Origin of the sequence: Chryseobacterium angstadtii (assembly GCF_001045465.1) — a bacterium.
GTDB classification, from domain to species: domain Bacteria; phylum Bacteroidota; class Bacteroidia; order Flavobacteriales; family Weeksellaceae; genus Chryseobacterium; species Chryseobacterium angstadtii.
In genome coordinates this window covers 757,526-779,347 of sequence record NZ_LFND01000001.1, presented here as the reverse complement: position 1 = coordinate 779,347, position 21,822 = coordinate 757,526, and the positions used below count along the sequence as shown (strand labels likewise).

The window sequence follows — 21,822 nt, the reverse complement described above, 5'->3', positions numbered from 1 at the left end:
TTGCATTTTATTTATACGAATATTTATCTCAAGAATTTTGCACTAAAATTCCTACAGGAAATTAGGCTTATTAACCATAATCATCTGTGTTCATCTGTGCAAATCTGTGGTTAAATATAAAAATAGAGATAGAAACAGGCTTTAGCTAAACATTATAGAAACAAAAAGCCCCGGAATTTCCGGGGCTTTAATTATAGTGCTAAAATTGGTTTACTGTTGAGAAGACTTTTCAGTCGTCTTTTTCGGTTTTGAGGTTTTCCCCGTTAATCCGTCTTTAGCTTCATTAAGATCAAGAACTACAGTTTCTCCTTCATTCAATTGCTTGTTTACCAGCATTTCTGCCAATAAATCCTCAATGTATTTCTGGATAGCCCGTTTCAACGGTCTTGCCCCGAAATCTTTATCCCATCCTTTTTCAGAAATAAAGTTTTTCGCATCTTCGGTTAACTCTACTTTATAACCTAATTTTTCAAGTCTGCCATAAAGTTTGTTAAGTTCAATATCAATAATTTTCTTGATATCGTCCTGTACCAGAGAGTTGAAGATTACGATATCATCAATTCTGTTCAGGAATTCAGGAGCAAATGCTTTTTTAAGCGCGTTTTCAATGGTACTTCTTGCTCTTGTATCTGAAGTTGTTTTTTTCGCTGAAGTTCCGAATCCTACACCATCTCCGAAATCTTTAAGATCTCTTGTTCCGATGTTCGAAGTAAGAATAATGATGGTATTTCTAAAATCAATTTTTCTTCCTAAGCTGTCTGTAACATGTCCTTCATCAAGGATCTGCAACAGAATATTGAATACATCCGGGTGAGCTTTTTCGATCTCATCCAAAAGAACCACAGCATAAGGCTTTCTTCTTACCGCTTCAGTTAACTGTCCGCCTTCTTCGTATCCTACGTATCCCGGAGGAGCACCCACCAACCTTGAAACCGCGAATTTCTCCATGTACTCACTCATATCTATTCGGATCAGAGATTCGTCAGATTCGAAGAGCTCTCTGGCCATTACTTTGGCAAGTTCGGTTTTACCAACCCCGGTAGTCCCGAGGAAAATAAAGGTACCGATAGGGCGGTTCGGATCTTTCAGACCTGCTCTGTTTCTTTGAATGGCTTTTACCACTTTCTTCACAGCGTCTTCCTGTCCGATTACTTTTCCGTTCAGTTTTTCATCCATCTGAGCCAGTTTATCAAGCTCATTTTTGCCTACTTTCGTTACCGGAACCCCACTCATCATAGAAACCACTTCCGCTACATTTTCTTCCGTTACGGTTTCTTTTTTCTCTTTTACATCTTTGTCCCATTTATCCTGAGCGGCATTCAGTTCCATCTGAAGACGTTCCTCTTCATCTTTAAGCTTTCTGGCCTCAAGATAATCCTGAGCTTTTACAGCTTTCTGCTTCATTTCTTTGATATCCTCGATTTTCTTTTCAAAATCAATGATCTCAGTAGGAACTTTCATATTTTTAATATAAACGCGCGATCCTGCTTCGTCCATCGCATCAATTGCTTTGTCCGGTAAGAAACGGTCTGTAATATATCTTGATGTCAAATTGACACAAGCCAGAATCGCTTCCGGAGTATATACAACATTGTGATGTTCTTCGTATTTGTCTTTAATCTGGTTCAGGATCTGAATGGTTTCATCAATACTGGTAGGTTCTACCATTACTTTCTGGAACCTTCTTTCCAAAGCACCGTCTTTTTCTATATACTGACGGTATTCATCCAGTGTAGTGGCTCCGATGCATTGAATTTCGCCTCTTGCCAAAGCTGGTTTGAACATATTGGAGGCATCAAGACTTCCCGTAGAACTTCCTGCTCCTACAATGGTATGAAGCTCATCTATGAATAAGATGACATCTCTGTTCTTTTCAAGCTCTGTCATGATGGCCTTCATTCTCTCTTCAAACTGACCTCTGTACTTGGTTCCGGCTACTAAACTTGCCAGATCTAAGGTAATAACGCGTTTTCCGTAAAGAACTCTCGATACTTTCTTCTGCTGAATTCTTAAAGCCAGTCCTTCTGCAATGGCAGATTTACCAACTCCCGGTTCACCAATAAGAAGGGGGTTGTTTTTCTTTCTTCGTGATAAGATCTGAGAAACACGCTCAATTTCTTTCTCACGGCCAATCACCGGGTCCAGTTTTCCATCTCTTGCCAACGAGGTAAGATCTCTACCAAAGTTGTCCAGGGTAGGGGTTTTACTTTTTGCAGATCCTAAATTTCCTGTAGGCTTTCTCATCTGCTCAAATTCCTCTCTTTCATCATCATCGTCATAAGCACTCATTTGTGGTGACTGCCCTGAATTTTTAAGCATGGTCTGGTACTCCTTTGAAACTCCTTCATAATCGATGTCATAAGCGCCTAAAATGTTTGAAGTAGGGTCCTCATATTTATAAAGAATGCCTAAAAGCAGATGAACGGTATTAATTTCATTGCTCTTATACTGTCTGCATTCCAGCTCTGCACGTTTAATGGCATGATCTGCCATTTTGGTGAAAGAAATATTGGTAACCTCTTCAGAAATAGGATTAAGACTTGCTGTATTTAAAGTTTCAATTTTTCTTCTGATTTGTGTTAAATCCGCATTAAGGTTTTGAAGGATTTCTTTTGCAGAGTTTTCCGTTTTTATAATACCTAAAAGTAGATGTTCTGTATTAAGAAATTCACTTTTCAGCCTTTTAGCTTCGCTTTTGCTTTGTTTGAACACCTGGCTCAAACCTTGTGAAAACTTATAATCCATAATATATCTCATTAGAATAATAGCAACAGTGCCATTTATTCATTATCTAAATTACAAATATTTTACCAAAAATCAATTAATGACTTTATGGCAGTAAAAAATTTTATTATCTTATTGAAAATGATTAAGTTTGTTACCCTTAAATATTTCTCATGAATCCTGAAATTACTACTTACATAGGATACTCTGCCTCCGTTTTTATCGTATTGAGTTTCATACTGAAAGATGTAAGAAAAATCAGAATCGTTAATATGATAGGCTGTATGTGTTTTGTCATTTATGGCTTCTTTAGTGGACCATTATGGCCGGTTATTATTCCAAACGGGCTGATTTGCTTTATTCAGATTTATCATTTATTATTTGGAAAGAAGGATTAATGAAGAAAAAAATACTTACTTCTGCTTTTAGCAACCTCTATACGGATCAGAGAATAGAAAAGGTCTGTAAAACGCTTTTTGACAACGGGTACCCTGTAGAAGTTATAGGAAACGACTGGGGCGGCAATGAAGAAATGGAACGCCCATATCCTTTTTCCAGAATAGAACTGAAGTCTAAAAGTTTAAAAACGGCTTATTTTGAATTCAACTGGAAACTGTATAAGCTTCTGAAGAAAAAAGCAGATCAAAATACAATTCTTCATGCCAATGATATTGACGCACTTCTTCCCAACTACCTGATTGCAAAAAAGTTGAATATTCCGCTGGTTTTCGACAGTCATGAGATTTTTACGGAAATGCCGTCGGTACAAAACAGATTCTCTCAAAAATTCTGGCGACTGCTGGAAGGGAATATTCTTCCCAAAATAGAATTTATGATGACGGAAAGCCAAAGCTATGCAGAATGGTTTCATGAAAAATACAAAGTCAATTCTGTAGTAGTAAGGAATATCCCGCGAAAAATTCTTTCTGTACCGGAAATTCCGGACAATCATCCTAAAATTATACTGTATCAGGGAGCGGTAAACCAATCGCGGGGAATAGACAGGGCAATTTTAGCTATGCATTTCATTCAGGATGCTGTTTTAAAGATTGCAGGAGACGGACCTTTGAAAAAAACATATGAAAACCTTGTTGTTCAGGAAAAACTTCAGGATAAAGTGTTTTTTCTGGGAAAACTGAAGCCGGAAAACCTCAGGGAAGTAACCAAAACCGCAGATGTGGGCTTTAGCCTCGAAGAAAATAACGGGGTAAGCTATTTGTATTCTCTTCCCAATAAAGTCTGTGACTATATCCAGTCCAGAGTGCCGCTGGTGATGATTAATTTCCCTGAAATGCAACGGATTAAGAACCAGTTTGATATAGGTGAAATTATTACGGATCATCAACCGGATACCATCCAAAAAGCCATTAACAGAGTCTTGAAAAGAGGAAGGAAAGACTATGGAAATGAACTGGATAAAGCTGCCGATGTATTCTGCTGGGAAAATGAGGAAATGAAAATTTTGCAGCTCTTTGAAAAAGCATCTCACAAATAATCTTTATAAAAATGGCTATCTTTGCAAAAGATAATTGTTAAAAAATGACCATTAAAGAAAAACAGCAGGAAATAATTGAAGAATTTGCGTTTCTTGATGACTGGGAGCAGAAATACGAGTACATTATTGATCTTGGAAAAGAACTGAAAGGTCTGCCTGAGGACAGAAAGACAGAGGATAATCTTATTAAAGGCTGTCAGAGCAAGGTGTGGATCGATGCTGAATTCAAAGACGGTAAACTGTTTTTCAATGCTGACTCAGACGGGATTCTTCCCAAAGGGATCGTATCTCTTTTGGTAAGCATTTACAGCGGTCATTCTACACAGGAGATCTTAGATTCAGATTTTGAATTTATCGCAGAAATCGGGCTTCAGGAGTTTCTTTCTCCTTCCAGAGCCAACGGTTTAATGGCCATGACCAAACAAATCAAGTTTTACGCAGTTGCCTATCAGCTAAAATCCTAGTCGTGACACGAATTCTAGCATATCGTTTTTCAGCTTTCGGTGATGTCGCCATGACAGCACCTGTCTTCAGGGAATTTCTGGAGCAGAATCCGGATGTTGAAATTGTCATGGTTTCCAGAAAGAATTTTGAGAGCTTATTTGCTGATATTCCGAATGTTATATTCAAAGGTGTTAACCTTGATGATTATAAGGGATTCTTTGGTCTGAGGAGATTAGCCAATGAATTAAACTGGGAATTTAATCCTGATTTTATAGCCAATCTTCATGATGTGATCAGAACTAAGATTCTGGATAAAATCTACTCCAGAAAAGGGCTTAAAGTATTCAAAATCAATAAAGGAAAAGAAGAAAAAGAAGAGCTCACAGACGTCTGGAACCTGAATAAAGTTCAGCTTAAAAAGACTGTAGAGCGCTATGCAGATGTTTTCCGTGCGATGGGCTTTAAAGTGGAGCTGTCTCATAAGTTAAGGCCAATATCAGGGGTAAAATCAGGAATCGGTCTGGCTCCTTTTGCCCAGCATAAAGGAAAAATGCTTCCTTTGGAAAAATCTTACGAACTGGCCAGGATTTTGGCTCAAAAACATACCATTTACTTCTTCGGAGGCGGGAAAAAAGAAACGGAAACCCTTGAAAAATGGGAACGTGAAATTCCCAATACAAAAAGTCTTTCCGGAAAATTAAACCTTTCAGAGGAACTTCATAAAATCTCGGAACTGGAACTGATGATTTCCATGGATTCAGCTAATATGCATCTTGCAAGCCTTATGGGAACCCGATGTATTTCCATTTGGGGAGCAACCCATCCGTACGCCGGATTTTTAGGTTTTGGGCAGAGCGAAAAAGATGTGGTTCAGGTGAAAGATCTTACCTGCAGGCCGTGTTCTGTTTTCGGTGATAAAGAATGTTATCGTGGAGACTGGGCGTGTCTTGAAGAGCTTAATGTACAGAAAATCGTGGAAGCGGTCAATCTTTAAAAATCACTTTTGCCATTTCTTCAGCTTTGGCATCATCAGAATATTTTTTTCCCAGAACTTCACTTCTGAATTCATTTTCAAGATAATCCTTGCCGGCTATTTCTATGATCTGCCTGCGAATTTCATCCGGATTAGTCCCTTGATGACATAAACTGATCAAAGAATCATCATCGGTTATATTCTGATTTACAATCACAAACCGGCTGTTATACAGTGCGTTAAATAGTTTCACCTTTGTTCCTGAATTCTGATAGGAGAGTAGGATATTGGCGTGTGCTTTTTCAAAAAGAGAGTGAAGATTTTCAGTCGTTTCAATAGGAACAAGACTGATGTTTTCTATACTGCTGATTTTTTTCCTTGCATCATCACTGGCCCGGTCAGAAGCGATTACAAGTTGATGCTCAGGAAGATTTTTAAACATGCTGATAGTTTCATCCAAAGCCTTTTTGTTGTCCGAAATGGTGAGGTCCCCATGAAAAAGAAAATAGTCACCTTTCTTACCAAGATGCTTTACAGACCTGTTGCCGTGAAAAATAGGGATAAAGCCTGCATTTTTTGAATAAGAATCTACTTCATTAAATTCCTTTCCGGAAAGGCAGAAAACCTTTTCAAATTCTCTTAAGAGTTTCTTTTGATAGTCCGCATATTTGAATGCTTCTATCCTGTAAATAATCTTTTTAAACAGGTTTTTTTCTGAAGAGGAAAGCCCTTTGTAGTACTCGGCTTCATTATTATGGTAGCGAAGATACAGACTGTAGCCTTTGTTTTTCAGTTTGCAGATGATAGAAGTGGTCTGTAGTCCTTCAAACAAAATAGGAGCATGAATGGCCGCCAGATTGTCCAAAAGTACATCAGATGTTCTTATAGCTGCCGCAAAAGGAATTTTGGAGAAATAGTGAAGCGGGTTTTTCTTTTTTTTATAGAAAAAAACATTTTCTGTACTGTCTTTGATCTCCTGATCAACGGTCTCGGGAACCGTGTCTACAAAACAATGAAGATGAATCTTTATGCCCAGATCCGACAAAGCTTTGATTTTATAGTAAACATCTATAATTCCACCATAGCTGGGAGGGTAGGGATAATTGAATGATATAAGGTGAATTTCCTTCAAAAAACGGGGTATTTAAGGCTTTGAACTCCCAAAGGTAAAGAATTCTCCGGATGTTTAAACAAAAAAAATCTCCCAGTTTCCTGAGAGATTTTGTGGGCCCTGAGGGATTCGAACCCCCGACCCTCTGGGTGTAAACCAGATGCTCTGAACCAACTGAGCTAAGAGCCCTGAAATTTTTTGAAAGGCTTCAGTATCCTTTGTGTGGGCCCTGAGGGATTCGAACCCCCGACCCTCTGGGTGTAAACCAGATGCTCTGAACCAACTGAGCTAAGAGCCCCTATACTTGTTTCCTCGTTTAGAGTGGTGCAAATATACGACTTATTCGGAAATCTCCAAATTTTTTTCTAAAAATTCTCCCACTACAAAGTTACTTCCGCCTATAAAAATCATTTCTTCGGTTGTACACCGCTCTTTAGCAGAAAGATACGCGGCCTGTACAGAATCTAAAATTTTGTAAGAAATTTTTGCCTGCACCAGCAGATTTTCATAATCTTCCGGGTGTCTTCCTCTGCTGATGGATGGTTTTGCAAAATAAAATTCTGAATTTTCCGGAAGAATATTCATTACTTCATCTATTTTTTTGTCATTCACAAAGCCCAGAATAATATGTTTGCGGCGGTCAATGGTATTTAGCTGAGAAAATACATACTCCAGTCCGGCCTGGTTGTGTCCGGTATCACAGATGGTCAGCGGATTTTTCGAGAATTCGAACCAGCGGCCTATAAATCCTGTGTTCTGGTGGACATGAAGTAATCCCTGCTCAATATGTTCGTCCGAAACCTGAATGTTGAGTTTCTTTAATTCTTCAATCATAGCGAGAACAACACGGATGTTTTTCTTTTGATAATTACCTTTAAGATCAGAATCCAGATCCGAATGGATTGTGGTAGCATCTGTAAAAGGAGCATTTTCATGGGTTGCCTTCTTTCTGATAATATCTTTTACCGAATCGTTTTCGTCTCCTGAAACAATCGGAATACCATGCTTGATGATGCCTGCTTTTTCTGTAGCAATCTGTTCAATGGTATCTCCTAAAATATTCTGGTGATCCAGTTTTACATTGGTAATGGCTGAAACCAGAGGTGTGATGATATTGGTAGAATCCAGTCTTCCGCCGAGACCCACTTCAATAATGGCAAAATCTACTCCTTGCTGATAAAAATATTCAAAAGCCATAATGGTAGTAAACTCAAAAAAAGAAGGAAGAATATCCTCAGGAAGAGTTTTCAGCTTTTGAATAAAATTGAAAACAAATTCTTTATCGCAGTTTTTCCCATTTACTTTAATACGTTCCGTAAAATCTATCAGGTGAGGAGAGTTGTATAAACCTACTTTATAACCTGCTTCCTGCAGAACTGAAGCCAGCATATTGCTCGAAGATCCCTTTCCGTTGGTGCCTCCGATATGGATGCACTGTATCTTTTCCTGCGGGTTTCCAAAGAAGTTGCACAACTTTGTAATATTATCCAATCCAGGCTTGTAGGCCTTCACACCGTCGATCTGATAGTTAGGAGCCTGTACGAAAAGCCAGTCCACAGCTTCCTGATATTGTCCGTTTGTCATGATACAAAATTCTCAAAAGTTTTTTTAAAATAAAATATTAATTTTCAAAACTGTAACTTTTTTATATTTGGCTCGTCTAATATTGAAAATTATTAATATGAAAAAACTTTGGATTATCGTTTTTGGATTAAGCTGTCTTGGCATGAGTGCTCAGAAAAAATGGTCCTTAAAAGAATGTGTAGACTATGCGGTAGAGCATAATCTTCAGATTATCCAAAATCAATATTCTAAACAGATCCAGGATTCTAATCTTAAAATGGCGAGAAAAGAATATCTGCCTTCCGTATCTGCAAACATGGGAAATAATGTGAGTTTCGGGCAGGCATCGCTGGGAACAGGGAGTATCCGAAATGACAGATACAGCAATAATGCCGGTCTTGGTGCAGATATCCTGGTGTACAACAATGGCAGACTGGAGAAAAACATCAGAAAAATACAGTTTGATGTAGAAGCCAGCCAGTATGATATCGAAACCATTAAAAATGATATTTCTCTGCAAATCGCTCAGCAATATCTTACCGTTCTTCTGAATAAAGAAATCGTAAAAATCTCTCAGAGTGCTGTGGAAAACGCTCAGAAACAATATGACAGGGCAAAAATAACCACTCAGGTTGGAACAACTGCACAGACTATTCTGGCCGAGGCCGAAGCTGCGCTTGCAAGAGAAAAACAAAACCTGAAGACAGCTGAAATCAATGTTGGAAGAGCTTTGTTTGCCATTGTTCAGCTTTTGCAGCTTCCTGATTATAAAGGATTTGATGTGGAAGATGTGAATGTTCCGGATGCATTGCCTTCCCAACTTAAATCGATAGATGATGTTCTTGCCACCGCTTACGAAACACAGCCTCAGATAAAAGCTGCAGAAAGCAGAATCAGGGCTTCGGAAGTTCAGACGGAGGTAGCCAGAACAGCTTTTTGGCCAACCCTGACAGCTAATGCGGGAATTTCTTCGTTCTATAATAACCTTTTGAATAACAATGGTTTAAATTCCAGTCAGCCAAGTTTTTTCCAGCAGTATAAAGATAACTTCGGGCAGAATGTAGGACTTTCACTGAATGTTCCCATTTTCAACAAAGGAATTACGAAACTTCAGGTAGAGCAGTCTAAAATCAACCAGAGTGTCGCGAAAAATACACTGGAACAGCAAAAAAATACGGTAAGACAGAATGTGCAGAAAGCTCAGTTTGATGCAGATGCCAACTATGAAACTTTCCTTTCGGCAGTGGAAACCGAAAAAAGTACAAAACTGGCTTTGGATTTTGCCGATAAAAGCTATGCAGCGGGAAGATCTACAATTTACGACGTGAATGTGGCCAGAAATAATTATGCGAATGCACAGGGATCTGTGGCTCAGGCAAGATATAATTATCTTTTCAGTCTTAAATTGCTGAATTTCTATTCGGGAATTCCATTAACTTTGTAAAATGTCTATCCAGTCACTAGAAAAATATTTACCTCAAAATACACTGAAATACCTAAGGGTTTGGTTTGCAGATTATTTTATTCATATTAAAGTGACACGCAGCCGAAACTCGAAACTCGGAGATTACAGAAAACTTCCGGATAATTCTCATGAAATAACAGTCAATTCTACATTGACGCCGCCGCTGTTTTTCTTTGTGCTTACCCATGAGCTGGCTCATTTGATTGCCTTTGAAAAATACGGGCGCAGGATATCTCCGCACGGTAACGAGTGGAAGGAGACCTTCAGAAATATGCTTCTTGAAAGTATTGATGTCTACGATGAAGATCTGAAGCCCATCATCATTAGATTTTCAAAATCTCCAAAAGCCAATTTTATGGCAAGCCCCGATCTGGTAAGATATTTTCATACTGAAAAACAGGATGATAGGCTGCATTTTATTGAAGAGCTTCAAAAAGGAGAATTTTTTATATACCGGAACGAAAAGTATTTATTAGAAGGTCTGATTAAAAAAAACTATCTTTGTAAGAATCTGGCTACAGGAAGGAAGTATTCTTTCAAGCCTCTGGCTAGGGTTGAAAAATGTAGGCAAGAATGTTAAAATCAGATAGATACTGTGTTATCATGGCGGGAGGAATCGGAAGTCGGTTCTGGCCTATGAGTACACAAAAATTTCCAAAGCAGTTTCAGGATATTTTAGGAATCGGGCGTACTATGATTCAGCAGACTTATGACAGAATCAGCCGTATCATTCCTAAAGAACAGATATTCGTTATCACGAATAAAGAATATGTTGCGCTTTCACACCAGCAGCTTCCGGAAATTCCGGAGGAAAATATTGTGGGCGAACCTTTGATGAAAAATACTGCCGCCTGTAATCTGTACATGGCGAATAAAATTGCTGAAATTAATCCGGAGGCAACCATGATTGTACTTCCGGCGGATCACCTGATCTTAAAAGAGGATGTTTTCCTGGAAAAAGTAGAACTTGCTTTTGACCTTGCTGCCAAGAATGATTATCTCGTAACCTTAGGAATTACGCCTACCAGGCCTGATACCGGGTATGGATACATTCAGTTTGTAGAAAAGAAAAATACCGATTATTTTAAAGTAAAAACCTTTACGGAGAAGCCTATTCTTGAAATTGCGCAGAGCTTTTTAGAAAGCGGGGACTTCCTGTGGAATGCAGGAATATTTATCTGGAATGTAAAAAGTATTCACCACGCATTTGAAATGTATCTTCCGGAAATGATGCAGCATTTTATGGCTTGTGAATATAACTCAGCAAAAGAGAACAGCTGCATTGAAACCATCTATCCTAAAGTTCAGAAGATTTCCATCGATAACGGAATTCTTGAAAAAGCAAAAAATGTATATGTGATTCCATCAAATTTAGGGTGGAGCGACCTGGGTACATGGACTTCCGTATATGAAAACACAGAAAAGGATAAGAACGGAAATGCTGTAAAACTGAAACATTTCCTGAACTATAATTCCAAAGGAAATATCATCCGTCTTAAAAACAACAATAAAGCAGTCATTATAGACGGTCTGGAAGATTTCATCGTTGTAGATACGGATAAAGCACTTCTGATCTGTCCCAGAGATAATGATCAGCTAATCAAAGATTATGTTCTGGATCTGAAAAGTTTCAAAAAAGGAGATAAATTCATGTAAAATATGGGGATTTTCTACTTATTTTTGAATTATGATAAAAACAGCAACACGATCTGGCATTCTTCTGTTCATGCTTTTAGGATTTCTGGGGTATTCTCAGAACAAGAAAAACTTTGCTAATATCCCGAATATTTTACAGCAGATTGTTCCGAATGACAGAATAGATTCCTGGATACTGGTTTATAATAACTACGGGAAGAACCAGGAAATCAAAACTTCCGGCGGAAAGAAAGAATATACTCCTCAGTCTTCAGGCTTTAATCTGTTTCCCAGCGAAGACAGTTTTTATTATATCGTTTATTTTACGGGTGGAAAAGCAGATTATGTGACTGATCTTGAAGGACTGAAGAAATTCACAGGAAAAATAGACAACGCAGAAGAAGCAGCTATTGTTCTGACTGCTGACGGCTATATGGTGGACGAGGAATTTAAAGATGTTGCCGGCAATTATTATGAGGATTCCGCCCATTATTATATGGATATGGGGAAACTGACCTCAAAAGAATGTCCTTATCAGAAAACCCACTATACTTTAACGGTAAACAAATCATCAGGAGCCGTTTCTAATATAAAAGACAACGGAACTTATATTGAGCTTTACAATAAGAAGTGTGCTAATAATCCAAGACTTTTAAAAATTCAGAAAAAAGAAGAGCCTAAAAATGATCCCAAAAAACAACCAGCCAAACGAAAATAATACATTTGAGACAGAAAGACTGATCCTCCGTCCCATGTCATTGGAAGACGGTGATTTTATCTTTGAATTGTACAACAGACCCAAATTCATCCAATACATTGGCGACCGCCATCTTAAAACGGTTTCTGATGCGGAGAATTATATTCAAAACAGATTCATGCCGCAGTTTGAAAAGCTGGGGTACGGGAACTATCTGATGGTGACCAAAGATGGAAACGAAAAGATAGGCGGAGTAGGAATCTTTGAAAGAGAAGGTCTTGAAATTGTAGACATAGGTTTTTCCTTACTGGAAGAATTCGAAGGGAAAGGATATGCTTATGAGGCGGCACAAAAGGTAAAATCTATTGGTATGGATGATTTCGGCCTGAAAAAGATCTCTGCCATCACCTCAAAAGATAACTTTTCCTCTCAAAAGCTGATTGAAAAACTAGGATTGAAGTTTCAGAAATACGTAACGCTCCCAGGTGAGACTGAAGAGCTGATGTATTATGAAACGGAATAGGATTTTTTCTTTATGATCTTATAAAAATAAGAAGCGGCAGCCTTTGGCTGCCGCTTCTTTTATGGTTTAGAAAAAGTTATTTTTTTATGACTTTAAGAGCCTTTGTTGTACCATTCTCAAATTCTAGTGAGATCATGTACAATCCTGCTTTCAGGTCTCCCAAATCAAGCTCCTTGGCAGGAGTTAGCATTTTTAGATTCCTTCCTGACGGATCAATAATATGGATAGACTTAATGCCTTTCACATCTGAAATTTTCAGCACATCCATGAAAGGATTAGGATAAACAGTGATGTCCGGGTTTGCTTTGTTTACATCTGAAACAGCCAGAGCGGAATAAGTAAATTCATATGCACCCATATCAGGGGCAGCCCCTCTTGTGGCGCCTCCAAAATCTACAGTTACTTCAGGCAGAGGTGTTCCCTTATTGTCTAATCCTGAATTGGAAGAAGTACTCAAATGAAGATCAGTTGCACTTACAAAAACAGGAGCGAGATTGAGAGAGTTGGCATTGCCTCCAAATCCGGTCTGGATGTCGGTCAATGTTGTTCTGTCTGATCCAATAAAGCCTAAAGCAGTTCCGGTAGTAGAGTAATCGTTATAATTAATATTTCCAAAGACTGTATTGGCTGCTGCAGAATAAATAGAATATCTGTTACCTGCTGTTCTTGTATTGGCAAAAATATTATTTCTGATGTCCAAAGCGCTTGCTGCGGTAATATTCGCATGAACATACATAGCGGCCGTTGTTCCGGTTTCGGCATTGGAAGTATTAAGGTTTACCGTATTATTATAAACCTTATATCCGGCCCCGGCAAAGGCATAAATTCCACTCACCTGTGATGCTCCGGTACCCAGAACATCGGAAATAACATTATTATAAACAACTGTATTAGCAGCGGTTGATGAAGAACCTAAAAGAATTCCCTGCATTGGATTTCCTACGGTATTGTTATTTTTAAGACCGGATATTTTGTTGGAATAGATGCTCACATTAGGAGTAGCACCACCTAAATATATTCCACTACTATTGACATAGCCCAATATTCCGCTGATTTCAGAGATGGTATTGTTATACACTTTTGTTGAAACATTTGCGGCCCCGGAAGAAATAGCAATTCCTGTAGCATAGCTGACTCCGGTAGCTGTTGCACTTGTGTTTTTTGCACTGATTGTATTGCCATATATGGATACATTATTCGTACCGGCTCCGATATTAATACCAAGAGACCCTGCCGGAGAAGCAGAGGTTCCTGAGCTTGTGCGGGTTATGCCAATTATGTTATTGCTAACAGTAGAGGTTCCACCTACACCACTAACAAGAATACCATTTTGAACAATATTGGTGTTCACAGTATTCCCGGTAATTAATAAATTATTACCATTGGCTGCTGCGGTGGTATCTGCTAAAATAAATATACCATTGAACCCAGTCCTTACGTCATTATTCTGTACGGTTATATTATTAAAAAAACCGGCAGTTGTTGTACCGTTGGCAATTACAAAATTGGTGGTGCCATTACCTCCATTTATAAAAACGGCATTTTTAACAACTACATTCGTAAGAGGAGCGGTGCTGGTTGCAGACCCCATAAAAAAGACCGATGGACTTGTGGTGGAGGTGTTGCTAAAGGTAAGATCCCTGGTTGTTCCACCTGCAGTGGATGATCCGTCAATCGTAACGTTAGATCCTAAAATACGTACAACGGGGTTTGAAGCAACAGCTCCGCCAATCGTAACAGCAGCAGTTGGCTTGATGATAATAGAAGTATAGGTTGTACTGGCATTCAAAACAGCGACTGCTGTTTCTGTGGTGTTTGCTGTAACACTTAGGTTAATATCTCCCTGATGTACTCCTGTATTAATGGCGTCAAACGCATTTTTCAGGGTAGTATAGGTAGCAGTAGCTGTTCCTGCGCTTGCTGTCACATTAATTTGTGCATGCGCATAAAGCCCAAAAAGAATCAGGCTAGAAAATAGTATTTTTTTCATAAGGGTTAGATAAATGTTTTTATCAAATATAAATCAAATGATTCAATGTTTTGATATTTATTTAAAAAAAATACAATTTAATAATGTGATTGCCAGTGAATTGGATAAAAGCAAAGGAATTACATTTTAGTGAAAACAGGGTAGTTTTGTCTACTGCAGGCCTATTTCTCGATAATTTATTAAAAATGGAAAGCTTATTCTGCTAAAATTTGTTCAGCAGCTGTTTTGGAAGTCACTTTCTCTATAACTCTTGTGCATATTCCGCTTTCATCGAAAATAAAAGTGGTTCTTACAATGCCCATATAGGTCTTTCCGAATGTCTTTTTCTCCTTCCAAACCCCGAACTTTTCAATGACATCATGGCTTTCATCAGCAATAAGGTCGTAAGGAAAAGCAAATTTGCTATGGAAATTTTTCTGTTTTTTTACGCTGTCTCCGCTTACCCCAAGCAGCTGAAACCCTGATTTTTTAAGCTTTGAATAATTGTCGCTCAGATTGCAGGCCTCCACGGTACAGGTAGGCGTACTGGCCTGAGGATAAAAGAAAACAACCAGTTTCTTTCCGATCAGTTTTGATGAGGTGATTATTTCTCGGTCCTGATTTGTTCCTTCAAATTCAGGTAATTTATCTCCAACTTTCAGCATAATGAATTAATTTTGTTCAAATTTAATGGTTAAATGACAAAAAAGCAAAGAGCTGAGCTCGTTCAGCTTGAATTAGAAAAACTGTATCCCCAAACTCCCGTTCCTCTGGATCATACCGATCCTTATACACTAATGGTAGCAGTTGCCCTTTCTGCGCAGACCACAGATAAAAAAGTAAATCAGGTAACTCCCGATCTTTTTGCAGTAGCAGGAACTCCCCAAAGAATGGCGAAGCTGGAAGAATTTGAAATCAAAGAACTCATCAAAGAAATAGGACTTTCCAATACAAAAGCTAAAAATTTGAAGAGAATGGCTGAACTTTTACTGGAAAGGCACAACGGGATTGTTCCGCAAACGTATGAGGAATTGGAAGCTCTTCCGGGAGTAGGACACAAAACAGCCTCTGTAGTGATGAGCCAGGGCTTCGGATTTGCTGCTTTTCCTGTTGATACACATATTCATAGACTGATGACCCAATGGAAGCTGACTTCCGGAAAAAATGTGGTGGAAACGGAAAAAGATGCCAAGAAATTATTTCCCGAAGAAGTCTGGAACAAGCTGCATCTGCAGATTATTTTCTACGGAAGGGAATATTCTCCTGCAAGAGGAAAAGGGGAGAAGGACTTCATTACGAAAATGATGTTTGAACAATAGTCTTTGAACCGTTAGCATCACAAAAAGAAGGGATAGTTAAAAAAGATCAGCTATCCAGCAGTCTTCTGTGATAATTAATCTGTCCCAGATGGTAATCCAGATGCGTGATCAGATGAATCAGGAAATATCCGGTGGTCATCTTATTTTCAAAAACGACAAGAGGATATTCCTTTTCAAGATCTTCCGGATTGAGCTGATCAAGAACATGGTCTACCATAGCAATTGTGGCAGCTACCTTTTCAATAAGCTCTGTCCTCGGAACATCTTTCCGTGAAAATTCCAGTTCTCGGTTTCTGATATATCCGGTTTTTCCAAGCTCTGCACCGATGAAATGGTTGAGGTTTCCAACCAGATGAAGAACAAGATTACCCGCAGAATTTGAAATATTCTGATCTGTTTTCCAGAGCGCATTTTCGTTTTGGTAAGACTCTATTTCTGTTTTTAATTGGTTCAGATCTCTGCTGTAGAGAGATTTAAGGCTTTCTATGATCATTGTTTATTAGTGTATTACAGTTTTAAAATACCCTTTAAAGTTTTTTTCAACCAAAGAATCTATTTGGGAGGTATAATTTATAAATCCATAAATGCTGTCGCTTCTTTTAAAACGACTTTTGTTAAGTACAAGTTTTTGAAGAAAAGGCTTGGTTTTAATGAATTTCACCTCGTTTTTCAACGTTTTTGGATTAATATCATTGATTTTAAAGCGATTGTCAAATATCTGAATCTTCACCCCATTTCCAAAATATCCATTATTATTGTTTAGCCATAATTCCAGTGTATCTGCATTAAAGATGGCTTTGGCTTTATAATCATTAAAATGAATTAACCTTTTTTCAGGATCATAAAAGGTAACGGTCTGAATAATATTTGCAGTTCTTTTTTTACCTTCTATATTTTCACTGTTGAATAACTTTAGTTCGGGATATTTTGAAAGATCCTTTATCATACTATCCTGAACAATGTTTTTATCCACTGTGATTTTACCCAAATTTTCAGCTTGTTTTTGATTTTTTTGACAGCTGATAATGGATAAAATTGACAATAAAACGATTATTCTTTTCATAAGATTTCAGTTTATGATTCAAATAATTGTAAAGCTTTTCGCAGGATCATACTCAAAATTAAAAAAAAGATGGGACATTAAAGTTAATTATCCCATCTGTTATATTGATCTGTTTTCAACAGTTTATTTCTGCTTCTTCGCCCAAAGCTCCATCTTTCTGTTCAGGACATCAAGAGGAAGGCATCCCTGGCTTAAAATCTCATCGTGGAAGCTGGCCAGATTAAACTTATTTCCAAGTTCTTTCTGATACTTTTCTCTAAGCTCACGGATTCTCAGAGATCCTATTTTATAGCCTAAAGCCTGTCCCGGCATCGCCATATACCTTTCCACTTCTGCAGTCGCACTGGCTTCGTCATAAGAGATATTGCTCAGGAAATATTTTATGGCTTCTTCTCTGCTCATCGAACCGGTATGAATTCCGGTATCTACCACGAGTCTTACTGCTCTCAGCATCTGATCGCTTAAATAACCCATCTTTTGGTAAGGATCCGTATAAAGACCGAATTCCGGTCCCAGCGTTTCACAATAATGCGCCCAGCCTTCCCCATAAGCTCCGAACCATCCGAATCTCATGAATTTGGGAAGCTTCGCGTTCTCCTGTTGCAGAGAAACCTGATAGTGATGCCCCGGAATTGCTTCATGAAGGAAAAGAGACTCCATTCCGGAAGTTACATTGAATTGAGAAGGATCCGGAAGTGGCATGTAAAATATTCCCGGTCTTTTTCCGTCCGGAGTTCCCTGGATATATTCTGCACTGGCACTTGCCTCTCTGAATTTCTCCGTCTGTCTGATCTCAAATTTCGTTTTTGGCGTAACGCTGAACATGGTTTTCAGCTTAGGTGTGATCTTCGCTAAAATACCGTTAAATCCATTCAGAACCTCCTTAGAAGTCTTGTATGGCATTGCTTTAGGATCTGTTTTTACAAAATTGATGAATTCTTCCAACGTTCCGGAAAAACCGAGCTGCTGTTTTACCTTTTCCATTTCAGCGCGGAGCATAGCCACTTGCTGCAGTCCGATTTTATTGATTTCTTCAGGTGTTTTTTTGGTGGTTGTCCAGCTTTTGGCGTAATATCTGTAAATCTCATTTCCGTTTGGAAGGCTGTTATAGCCATCCGTATCTCTTGCTTTCGGAAGATATTCCTTCTCAAGGAAAGCTCCCATCTTGGTATAGGCAGGAATGATTTTTTTGGTGATAGCCTTCGCATATAAAGCAGAATATTTATCTTTTTGGGCTTGTGTAAAGCTTTTTGGGAATTTTTTAATAGGTCCGTAGAAAATATTCTTCTCCATGTCGGTAGTTGTAATTTCCTCCGCTTTCATTTGAGGGATCATTTTAACTACCAGCTCTTTAGGAAGAACAAACTTATTGTTGATTCCTTCACGGAAATTTTCTGTAGCAGCATTCATCCATTCCGGAAATTTTTCCATTCTTTTCAACCAGTCACTGTAGTCTTTTTCTGTTTTGAAAGGCTGGCTTCCTTCTCCGCTTCCATAAAGTGGGAAATTAAGAGGAAGACCTCCAAACTGGGTAAAAGGAATGTACTCAGGATGATACGCATAGGCTTCAATTTTATCCTTCAAAGTATAATCCAGCACATCGTACACCACTTTTTCTTCATCGGAAAGGTCTTTATAATCAACACTTTCCAACTGCTTCTGTACGGAATTGTAAAAAGCGATTTCTCCGGAAATAAAATCCTTGTCAATATTGATAGGAAGCTGGTCATTGTACCTCGGATCTCCCTGAGAAGTAGCTTCTAAAGGATATAATTTCAAATACTGCTCGTAATAATTGGCAGCAATAGAATCCATATTGGTAGGAGTTACCTTGGTGAGCGGAGAATCAGATTTTTTACAGGATGCCAGGCTGATGATCAGTCCCAGTCCTAAAATACCTTTTGATACAATGTTTTTCATTTTCGGAATCTTTATGCAGCAAAAATAAGTATTATTGGCTTATACGGAATAATCAATGACAACGATTTAAAAAAATAAGTTTCAAAATATTTTCAACTTTGAATCAATTTTTTATCTTTGTCTAAAACGTTTAACAATCATATTATTACAGCTCTTTTTTAAGAAATAATGAAAGGGATTTTAAAAATTTACCATCCGGAGGAGACCTTAAAATACAATATTAGAAATACTTATTGTAAAGCAGTCTACAGCAACCAGCAACATTTTTTAGAGGTTGAAATTATAACGGATGACAGTTTGGATCATGTAGATGATGATTCATTACAGTACAACTTTCCACAGCTTTCGCTTGAAATTTTTGATTTTCCTATAGAATCAAAAGATATCGAAGGAAAAGCCATCATGATTAACGATTCTGAGGAAGACACCTATACCGAAGTGGATTTGTTCGATGATGAGGAAGCTTTTATTTATGATAACGAGCTCCTGTTTGAGAAAAATGAAGAAGGTGAACTTCAGGTGATCTGGAAAGGTACCATAGACGATTTCTATACGGGATCTGATACGCCGATCCCATTCCGTTTAAAATGCGAATTTAAGCAGGATGATATCGATATAGACGAGGACTAGCCTCTTTTCATCCTTTTTATATCCAATTTCTTTTCAAAATTTCTTTTGGAAAGAAATTTGCTGTCTTTAAATCATAACAAATTTTAAGTTGTTTTTAAGCAATTTTTAAGAGTGTGATTCATAATATTCCACTACATTTGTCGTTAAAATTTTATAAAAATTTACATTAATGCTGTTAACGGAACTTACTCAGATTTTATTTGCACAGATTACTGCTCCGGCAGTTGCAACAGACGATTTAGAATTTTCATTTTGGAAAATCATGTTCCACGGCGGGGCTTTCGCTAAAATAGTAATGCTTGTCGTTCTGGCGTTAGGTGTATTTTCACTCTATCTGTTCTTTGAACGCTTCTTCTTTATTAAAAGGCTTACTTCAAAAACAGACGCCAATTTCATGGAGAATATTGAAGATTTCATCAAAGAAGGGAAGATAGACTCGGCAGCAGATTACTGTAAAAGACAGAATTCCCCGGAAGGAAGAATCCTTGAAAAAGGAATTTCAAGACTGGGACGCCCTGTTTCTGATATTGTAAGTGCTATGGAATCTCAGGCGCAGGTAGAAGTTGCCAATATGGAAAAAAATCTTAACCTTTTGGCCGTGGTACCAAGTATTGCACCGATGTTGGGGCTTTTAGGAACGGTTATCGGGATGATTATCGCGTTTTTCAACCTTTCCCATGCAACAGGCTCGTTTTCTCCGAAAACACTTTCTGAAGGTATTTATACCGCATTGGGACAAACAGCAGTAGGTCTGGCTGTAGCTATTCCGGCTAACTTTTTCTATAACATCCTTTTGACAAGAATAGATAAGTTTGTCCTGAAAGCACAGAATATGTCCGGAGAATTTTTAGACCTTATCAATAAACCTTTATAAATCTTTCTTATGAAATTGCTTAACACCTTATTTTTAAATAGTAGCAAACTAAGCAATTCCATCTGACCATTAAAAAGTTAAAAGTAAACAGATGAAAATTCAGAGAAGAAATAAAGCAAATCCCGAATTCAGTTTGGCTGCGATGACCGATGTTATCTTGCTGATGCTGATATTCTTTATGATTACTTCATCAGCCGCCAATCAGAGTGCTATTGATGTGAAGTTGCCAAAAGCGGGAGCGGTAGAAGATAATATTCCCAATCCTTTGACGGTAAGCATTAAGCCGGACGGAACGTATTTTGTAGATGATAATCCTGTGACAAGAGAACAGCTTGAGCCTGTGATTGTCAATAAACTGACAAATCAAACCAACAAATCTTTCACCATTCGTGCCGATGAAAATACGATGCATAAAGATGTGGTTTTTGTGATGGAAATTGCCGAAAAGAATAAATTTAATATTGCCATTGCAACCGTTAAAGATAAATAAGACCTCCGAAACAAACGGAAAGAATTATTAAAATGAGAAGTTACCCAATAAACAAAAGCGAGCAGAACAAAGACCGGATAAAAAGTGCCTTACTTTCTATCCTGATCTGGTCTGGGATCCTGCTTTTTGTTTTTCTTTATAAATTAAAACCTGAGCTGGATAAACAACCTGATGAAGTGGTTACAACCATGCTTGTTAACTTCGGGGATAACAGAAATGGAAAAGGGATTGAAGAACCGGCAGATCAGCCGGGAAGTCTTGCCGCCGCAACTGAAGAAGTAACTCCCGAACCTGTTGAAACAGCCGTACCGGAAACGAAAACGGTTATAAAACCTGAGCCTGCACCGGAACCCAAGAAAACAGAAGTTAAAGAAAAGGTAATTACCGGGAACAATTCCAAAACAAGTGTTCCTAAAAAAGAAGAGTCTAAAAAAACAGATAAGAAGACCGCAACAAGTGCGAGTGCTTCAAAAAATACAAAGAAATCCGGAGCCACAACAGCCAACTCTAAAACCGGAAACGGTGACGGAAAAGGAACTGCTGCCATCGGAAATCTGATCAGAGGAAGAGGAACAAAAGCCGGAAGCCAGGGAACTGGTGAAGGAATCGGAAATGCGGGAGATCCTTTGGGCGGAGACGGAAACGGAGACAGCAAAGTGGGAATTGACCGTAAACTGGTAGGATATATCCCAGGAACAATGGGAAGAGGAGGAGCCCAACCCAGTAACAGTTGCTCTGCAAGCGGAACGATTACCATTGCTTATACCGTAGATAAAGCCGGAAATGTAGTATCCGCGAGAAGATCAGGAGGAACATCAGATCCTTGTATTTCTTCCACGGGAATAGCATGGGTTAAAAAGTATGTGAAAGCTGAAAAAGCAAGCACATCCTCCACCGGAACGTATAAAATTACTTTCTAAAATACAA

Annotated in this window: 22 protein-coding genes and 2 tRNA genes; 14 read left to right on the top strand and 10 right to left on the bottom strand. The window is 38.3% G+C overall.

Translation table 11 applies throughout. The features are described from left to right. Positions 1-210: 210 nt before the first annotated feature. Positions 211-2,745, bottom strand: coding sequence for an ATP-dependent Clp protease ATP-binding subunit (locus tag ACM46_RS03410; protein WP_048505589.1), 2,535 nt, complete (start codon positions 2,743-2,745; stop codon positions 211-213). Between the two features lie 152 nt (positions 2,746-2,897). Here ACM46_RS03410 and ACM46_RS22920 point away from each other — a divergent pair, with 152 nt between their 5' ends. From ACM46_RS22920 to ACM46_RS03395, 4 genes are read left to right on the top strand one after another with little or no spacing between them, the layout of a single operon-like run. Continuing rightward, the gene (locus tag ACM46_RS22920) at positions 2,898-3,122 is read left to right on the top strand and encodes a uroporphyrinogen decarboxylase (RefSeq protein WP_083997324.1); all 225 of its coding nucleotides are present in this window, start codon (positions 2,898-2,900) and stop codon (positions 3,120-3,122) included. Then, positions 3,122-4,219 (top strand): glycosyltransferase family 4 protein, encoded by a 1,098-nt coding sequence (locus ACM46_RS03405; protein WP_048505588.1) that lies wholly within the window; start codon positions 3,122-3,124, stop codon positions 4,217-4,219. Before ACM46_RS22920 ends, ACM46_RS03405 begins: the two co-directional genes overlap by 1 nt. Before the next feature lie 44 nt (positions 4,220-4,263). Then, positions 4,264-4,683: a SufE family protein gene (locus ACM46_RS03400; protein ID WP_048505190.1), complete on the top strand. Its 420-nt coding sequence runs from the start codon at positions 4,264-4,266 to the stop codon at positions 4,681-4,683. A gap of 2 nt (positions 4,684-4,685) precedes the next feature. Continuing rightward, positions 4,686-5,657: a glycosyltransferase family 9 protein gene (locus ACM46_RS03395; protein ID WP_241485958.1), complete on the top strand. Its 972-nt coding sequence runs from the start codon at positions 4,686-4,688 to the stop codon at positions 5,655-5,657. On the opposite strand, the gene ACM46_RS03390 is transcribed toward ACM46_RS03395, so the two are convergent. The 4 genes from ACM46_RS03390 to ACM46_RS03375 all read right to left on the bottom strand — a co-directional run bounded on the left by ACM46_RS03390 (position 5,647) and on the right by ACM46_RS03375 (position 8,331). Then, positions 5,647-6,768, bottom strand: coding sequence for a glycosyltransferase (locus ACM46_RS03390; protein WP_048505188.1), 1,122 nt, complete (start codon positions 6,766-6,768; stop codon positions 5,647-5,649). The two genes, ACM46_RS03395 and ACM46_RS03390, sit on opposite strands and share 11 nt — an antisense overlap. A 93-nt stretch (positions 6,769-6,861) precedes the next feature. Then, positions 6,862-6,936: transfer RNA gene (locus tag ACM46_RS03385), tRNA-Val, on the bottom strand. A 34-nt stretch (positions 6,937-6,970) separates the two neighbouring features. Then, positions 6,971-7,045: transfer RNA gene (locus ACM46_RS03380), tRNA-Val, on the bottom strand. A 41-nt stretch (positions 7,046-7,086) separates the two neighbouring features. Continuing rightward, positions 7,087-8,331, bottom strand: a complete 1,245-nt coding sequence (locus ACM46_RS03375) for a bifunctional folylpolyglutamate synthase/dihydrofolate synthase (protein ID WP_048505187.1) — start codon at positions 8,329-8,331, stop codon at positions 7,087-7,089. A 97-nt stretch (positions 8,332-8,428) separates the two neighbouring features. On the opposite strand from ACM46_RS03375, the gene ACM46_RS03370 reads away from it, so the two are divergent. The 5 genes from ACM46_RS03370 to ACM46_RS03350 are packed head-to-tail and all read left to right on the top strand — an operon-like array spanning position 8,429 to position 12,630. Continuing rightward, positions 8,429-9,754 (top strand): TolC family protein, encoded by a 1,326-nt coding sequence (locus ACM46_RS03370; RefSeq protein ID WP_048505186.1) that lies wholly within the window; start codon positions 8,429-8,431, stop codon positions 9,752-9,754. A gap of 1 nt (position 9,755) precedes the next feature. Further along, positions 9,756-10,355 (top strand): SprT-like domain-containing protein, encoded by a 600-nt coding sequence (locus tag ACM46_RS03365; protein WP_048505185.1) that lies wholly within the window; start codon positions 9,756-9,758, stop codon positions 10,353-10,355. Continuing rightward, positions 10,349-11,431 (top strand): mannose-1-phosphate guanylyltransferase, encoded by a 1,083-nt coding sequence (locus tag ACM46_RS03360; protein WP_241485957.1) that lies wholly within the window; start codon positions 10,349-10,351, stop codon positions 11,429-11,431. The genes ACM46_RS03365 and ACM46_RS03360 overlap by 7 nt, the downstream gene beginning before the upstream one ends. A 31-nt stretch (positions 11,432-11,462) precedes the next feature. Beyond that, positions 11,463-12,128 (top strand): hypothetical protein, encoded by a 666-nt coding sequence (locus ACM46_RS03355; protein ID WP_048505184.1) that lies wholly within the window; start codon positions 11,463-11,465, stop codon positions 12,126-12,128. Beyond that, positions 12,094-12,630 carry a GNAT family N-acetyltransferase gene (locus ACM46_RS03350; protein WP_048505183.1) on the top strand — a complete coding sequence of 179 codons (537 nt, stop codon included), beginning with the start codon at positions 12,094-12,096 and terminating at the stop codon, positions 12,628-12,630. Before ACM46_RS03355 ends, ACM46_RS03350 begins: the two co-directional genes overlap by 35 nt. A 76-nt stretch (positions 12,631-12,706) precedes the next feature. Here ACM46_RS03350 and ACM46_RS03345 read toward each other — a convergent pair whose 3' ends face one another. After that, a complete protein-coding gene (locus ACM46_RS03345; RefSeq protein WP_048505182.1) occupies positions 12,707-14,620 on the bottom strand; it encodes a T9SS type A sorting domain-containing protein in 1,914 nt (637 codons plus the stop codon). A 194-nt stretch (positions 14,621-14,814) separates the two neighbouring features. Beyond that, complete coding sequence (bcp, locus tag ACM46_RS03340; RefSeq protein ID WP_048505181.1) at positions 14,815-15,264, bottom strand: thioredoxin-dependent thiol peroxidase; 450 nt, start codon at positions 15,262-15,264, stop codon at positions 14,815-14,817. Positions 15,265-15,297: 33 nt separating this feature from the next. Between bcp and ACM46_RS03335 the strand changes: the two genes are divergently transcribed. Then, positions 15,298-15,918 carry an endonuclease III domain-containing protein gene (locus ACM46_RS03335; protein ID WP_048505180.1) on the top strand — a complete coding sequence of 207 codons (621 nt, stop codon included), beginning with the start codon at positions 15,298-15,300 and terminating at the stop codon, positions 15,916-15,918. A 46-nt stretch (positions 15,919-15,964) separates the two neighbouring features. Here the strand turns inward: ACM46_RS03335 and ACM46_RS03330 are convergent, their stop codons facing one another. From ACM46_RS03330 to ACM46_RS03320, 3 genes are all read right to left on the bottom strand, one after another. Then, positions 15,965-16,411: a DinB family protein gene (locus tag ACM46_RS03330; protein ID WP_173426463.1), complete on the bottom strand. Its 447-nt coding sequence runs from the start codon at positions 16,409-16,411 to the stop codon at positions 15,965-15,967. A 6-nt stretch (positions 16,412-16,417) separates the two neighbouring features. Then, complete coding sequence (locus ACM46_RS03325) at positions 16,418-16,981, bottom strand: hypothetical protein (RefSeq protein WP_048505179.1); 564 nt, start codon at positions 16,979-16,981, stop codon at positions 16,418-16,420. Positions 16,982-17,104: 123 nt separating this feature from the next. Next, positions 17,105-18,901, bottom strand: a complete 1,797-nt coding sequence (locus tag ACM46_RS03320) for a DUF885 domain-containing protein (RefSeq protein ID WP_048505178.1) — start codon at positions 18,899-18,901, stop codon at positions 17,105-17,107. 168 nt (positions 18,902-19,069) lie between these two features. Here ACM46_RS03320 and ACM46_RS03315 point away from each other — a divergent pair, with 168 nt between their 5' ends. From ACM46_RS03315 to ACM46_RS03300, 4 genes are all read left to right on the top strand, one after another. Next, the gene (locus ACM46_RS03315; protein ID WP_048505177.1) at positions 19,070-19,531 is read left to right on the top strand and encodes a hypothetical protein; all 462 of its coding nucleotides are present in this window, start codon (positions 19,070-19,072) and stop codon (positions 19,529-19,531) included. Positions 19,532-19,700: 169 nt separating this feature from the next. Beyond that, complete coding sequence (locus ACM46_RS03310) at positions 19,701-20,405, top strand: MotA/TolQ/ExbB proton channel family protein (protein ID WP_048505176.1); 705 nt, start codon at positions 19,701-19,703, stop codon at positions 20,403-20,405. Between the two features lie 91 nt (positions 20,406-20,496). Beyond that, positions 20,497-20,895, top strand: a complete 399-nt coding sequence (locus ACM46_RS03305; RefSeq protein WP_048505175.1) for an ExbD/TolR family protein — start codon at positions 20,497-20,499, stop codon at positions 20,893-20,895. Between the two features lie 32 nt (positions 20,896-20,927). After that, positions 20,928-21,815 carry a ferric siderophore ABC transporter substrate-binding protein gene (locus tag ACM46_RS03300; RefSeq protein WP_048505174.1) on the top strand — a complete coding sequence of 296 codons (888 nt, stop codon included), beginning with the start codon at positions 20,928-20,930 and terminating at the stop codon, positions 21,813-21,815. Positions 21,816-21,822 lie beyond the last annotated feature (7 nt).

Excerpts from the sequence above, each read along its gene's own strand:
- ACM46_RS03365 (WP_048505185.1), top strand. The coding sequence starts at position 9,756 with ATGTCTATCCAGTCACTAGAAAAATATTTACCTCAAAATACACTGAAA.
- ACM46_RS03315 (WP_048505177.1), top strand. The coding sequence starts at position 19,070 with ATGAAAGGGATTTTAAAAATTTACCATCCGGAGGAGACCTTAAAATAC.
- ACM46_RS03320 (WP_048505178.1), bottom strand. The coding sequence starts at position 18,901 with ATGAAAAACATTGTATCAAAAGGTATTTTAGGACTGGGACTGATCATC.
- ACM46_RS03405 (WP_048505588.1), top strand. The coding sequence starts at position 3,122 with ATGAAGAAAAAAATACTTACTTCTGCTTTTAGCAACCTCTATACGGAT.
- ACM46_RS03360 (WP_241485957.1), top strand. The coding sequence starts at position 10,349 with ATGTTAAAATCAGATAGATACTGTGTTATCATGGCGGGAGGAATCGGA.
- ACM46_RS03345 (WP_048505182.1), bottom strand. The coding sequence starts at position 14,620 with ATGAAAAAAATACTATTTTCTAGCCTGATTCTTTTTGGGCTTTATGCG.
- ACM46_RS03400 (WP_048505190.1), top strand. The coding sequence starts at position 4,264 with ATGACCATTAAAGAAAAACAGCAGGAAATAATTGAAGAATTTGCGTTT.
- ACM46_RS03370 (WP_048505186.1), top strand. The coding sequence starts at position 8,429 with ATGAAAAAACTTTGGATTATCGTTTTTGGATTAAGCTGTCTTGGCATG.
- ACM46_RS03310 (WP_048505176.1), top strand. The coding sequence starts at position 19,701 with ATGCTGTTAACGGAACTTACTCAGATTTTATTTGCACAGATTACTGCT.
- ACM46_RS03350 (WP_048505183.1), top strand. The coding sequence starts at position 12,094 with ATGATCCCAAAAAACAACCAGCCAAACGAAAATAATACATTTGAGACA.
- ACM46_RS03330 (WP_173426463.1), bottom strand. The coding sequence starts at position 16,411 with ATGATCATAGAAAGCCTTAAATCTCTCTACAGCAGAGATCTGAACCAA.
- ACM46_RS03305 (WP_048505175.1), top strand. The coding sequence starts at position 20,497 with ATGAAAATTCAGAGAAGAAATAAAGCAAATCCCGAATTCAGTTTGGCT.
- ACM46_RS03355 (WP_048505184.1), top strand. The coding sequence starts at position 11,463 with ATGATAAAAACAGCAACACGATCTGGCATTCTTCTGTTCATGCTTTTA.
- ACM46_RS03335 (WP_048505180.1), top strand. The coding sequence starts at position 15,298 with ATGACAAAAAAGCAAAGAGCTGAGCTCGTTCAGCTTGAATTAGAAAAA.
- ACM46_RS03325 (WP_048505179.1), bottom strand. The coding sequence starts at position 16,981 with ATGAAAAGAATAATCGTTTTATTGTCAATTTTATCCATTATCAGCTGT.
- ACM46_RS22920 (WP_083997324.1), top strand. The coding sequence starts at position 2,898 with ATGAATCCTGAAATTACTACTTACATAGGATACTCTGCCTCCGTTTTT.
- ACM46_RS03375 (WP_048505187.1), bottom strand. The coding sequence starts at position 8,331 with ATGACAAACGGACAATATCAGGAAGCTGTGGACTGGCTTTTCGTACAG.
- bcp (WP_048505181.1), bottom strand. The coding sequence starts at position 15,264 with ATGCTGAAAGTTGGAGATAAATTACCTGAATTTGAAGGAACAAATCAG.
- ACM46_RS03410 (WP_048505589.1), bottom strand. The coding sequence starts at position 2,745 with ATGGATTATAAGTTTTCACAAGGTTTGAGCCAGGTGTTCAAACAAAGC.
- ACM46_RS03300 (WP_048505174.1), top strand. The coding sequence starts at position 20,928 with ATGAGAAGTTACCCAATAAACAAAAGCGAGCAGAACAAAGACCGGATA.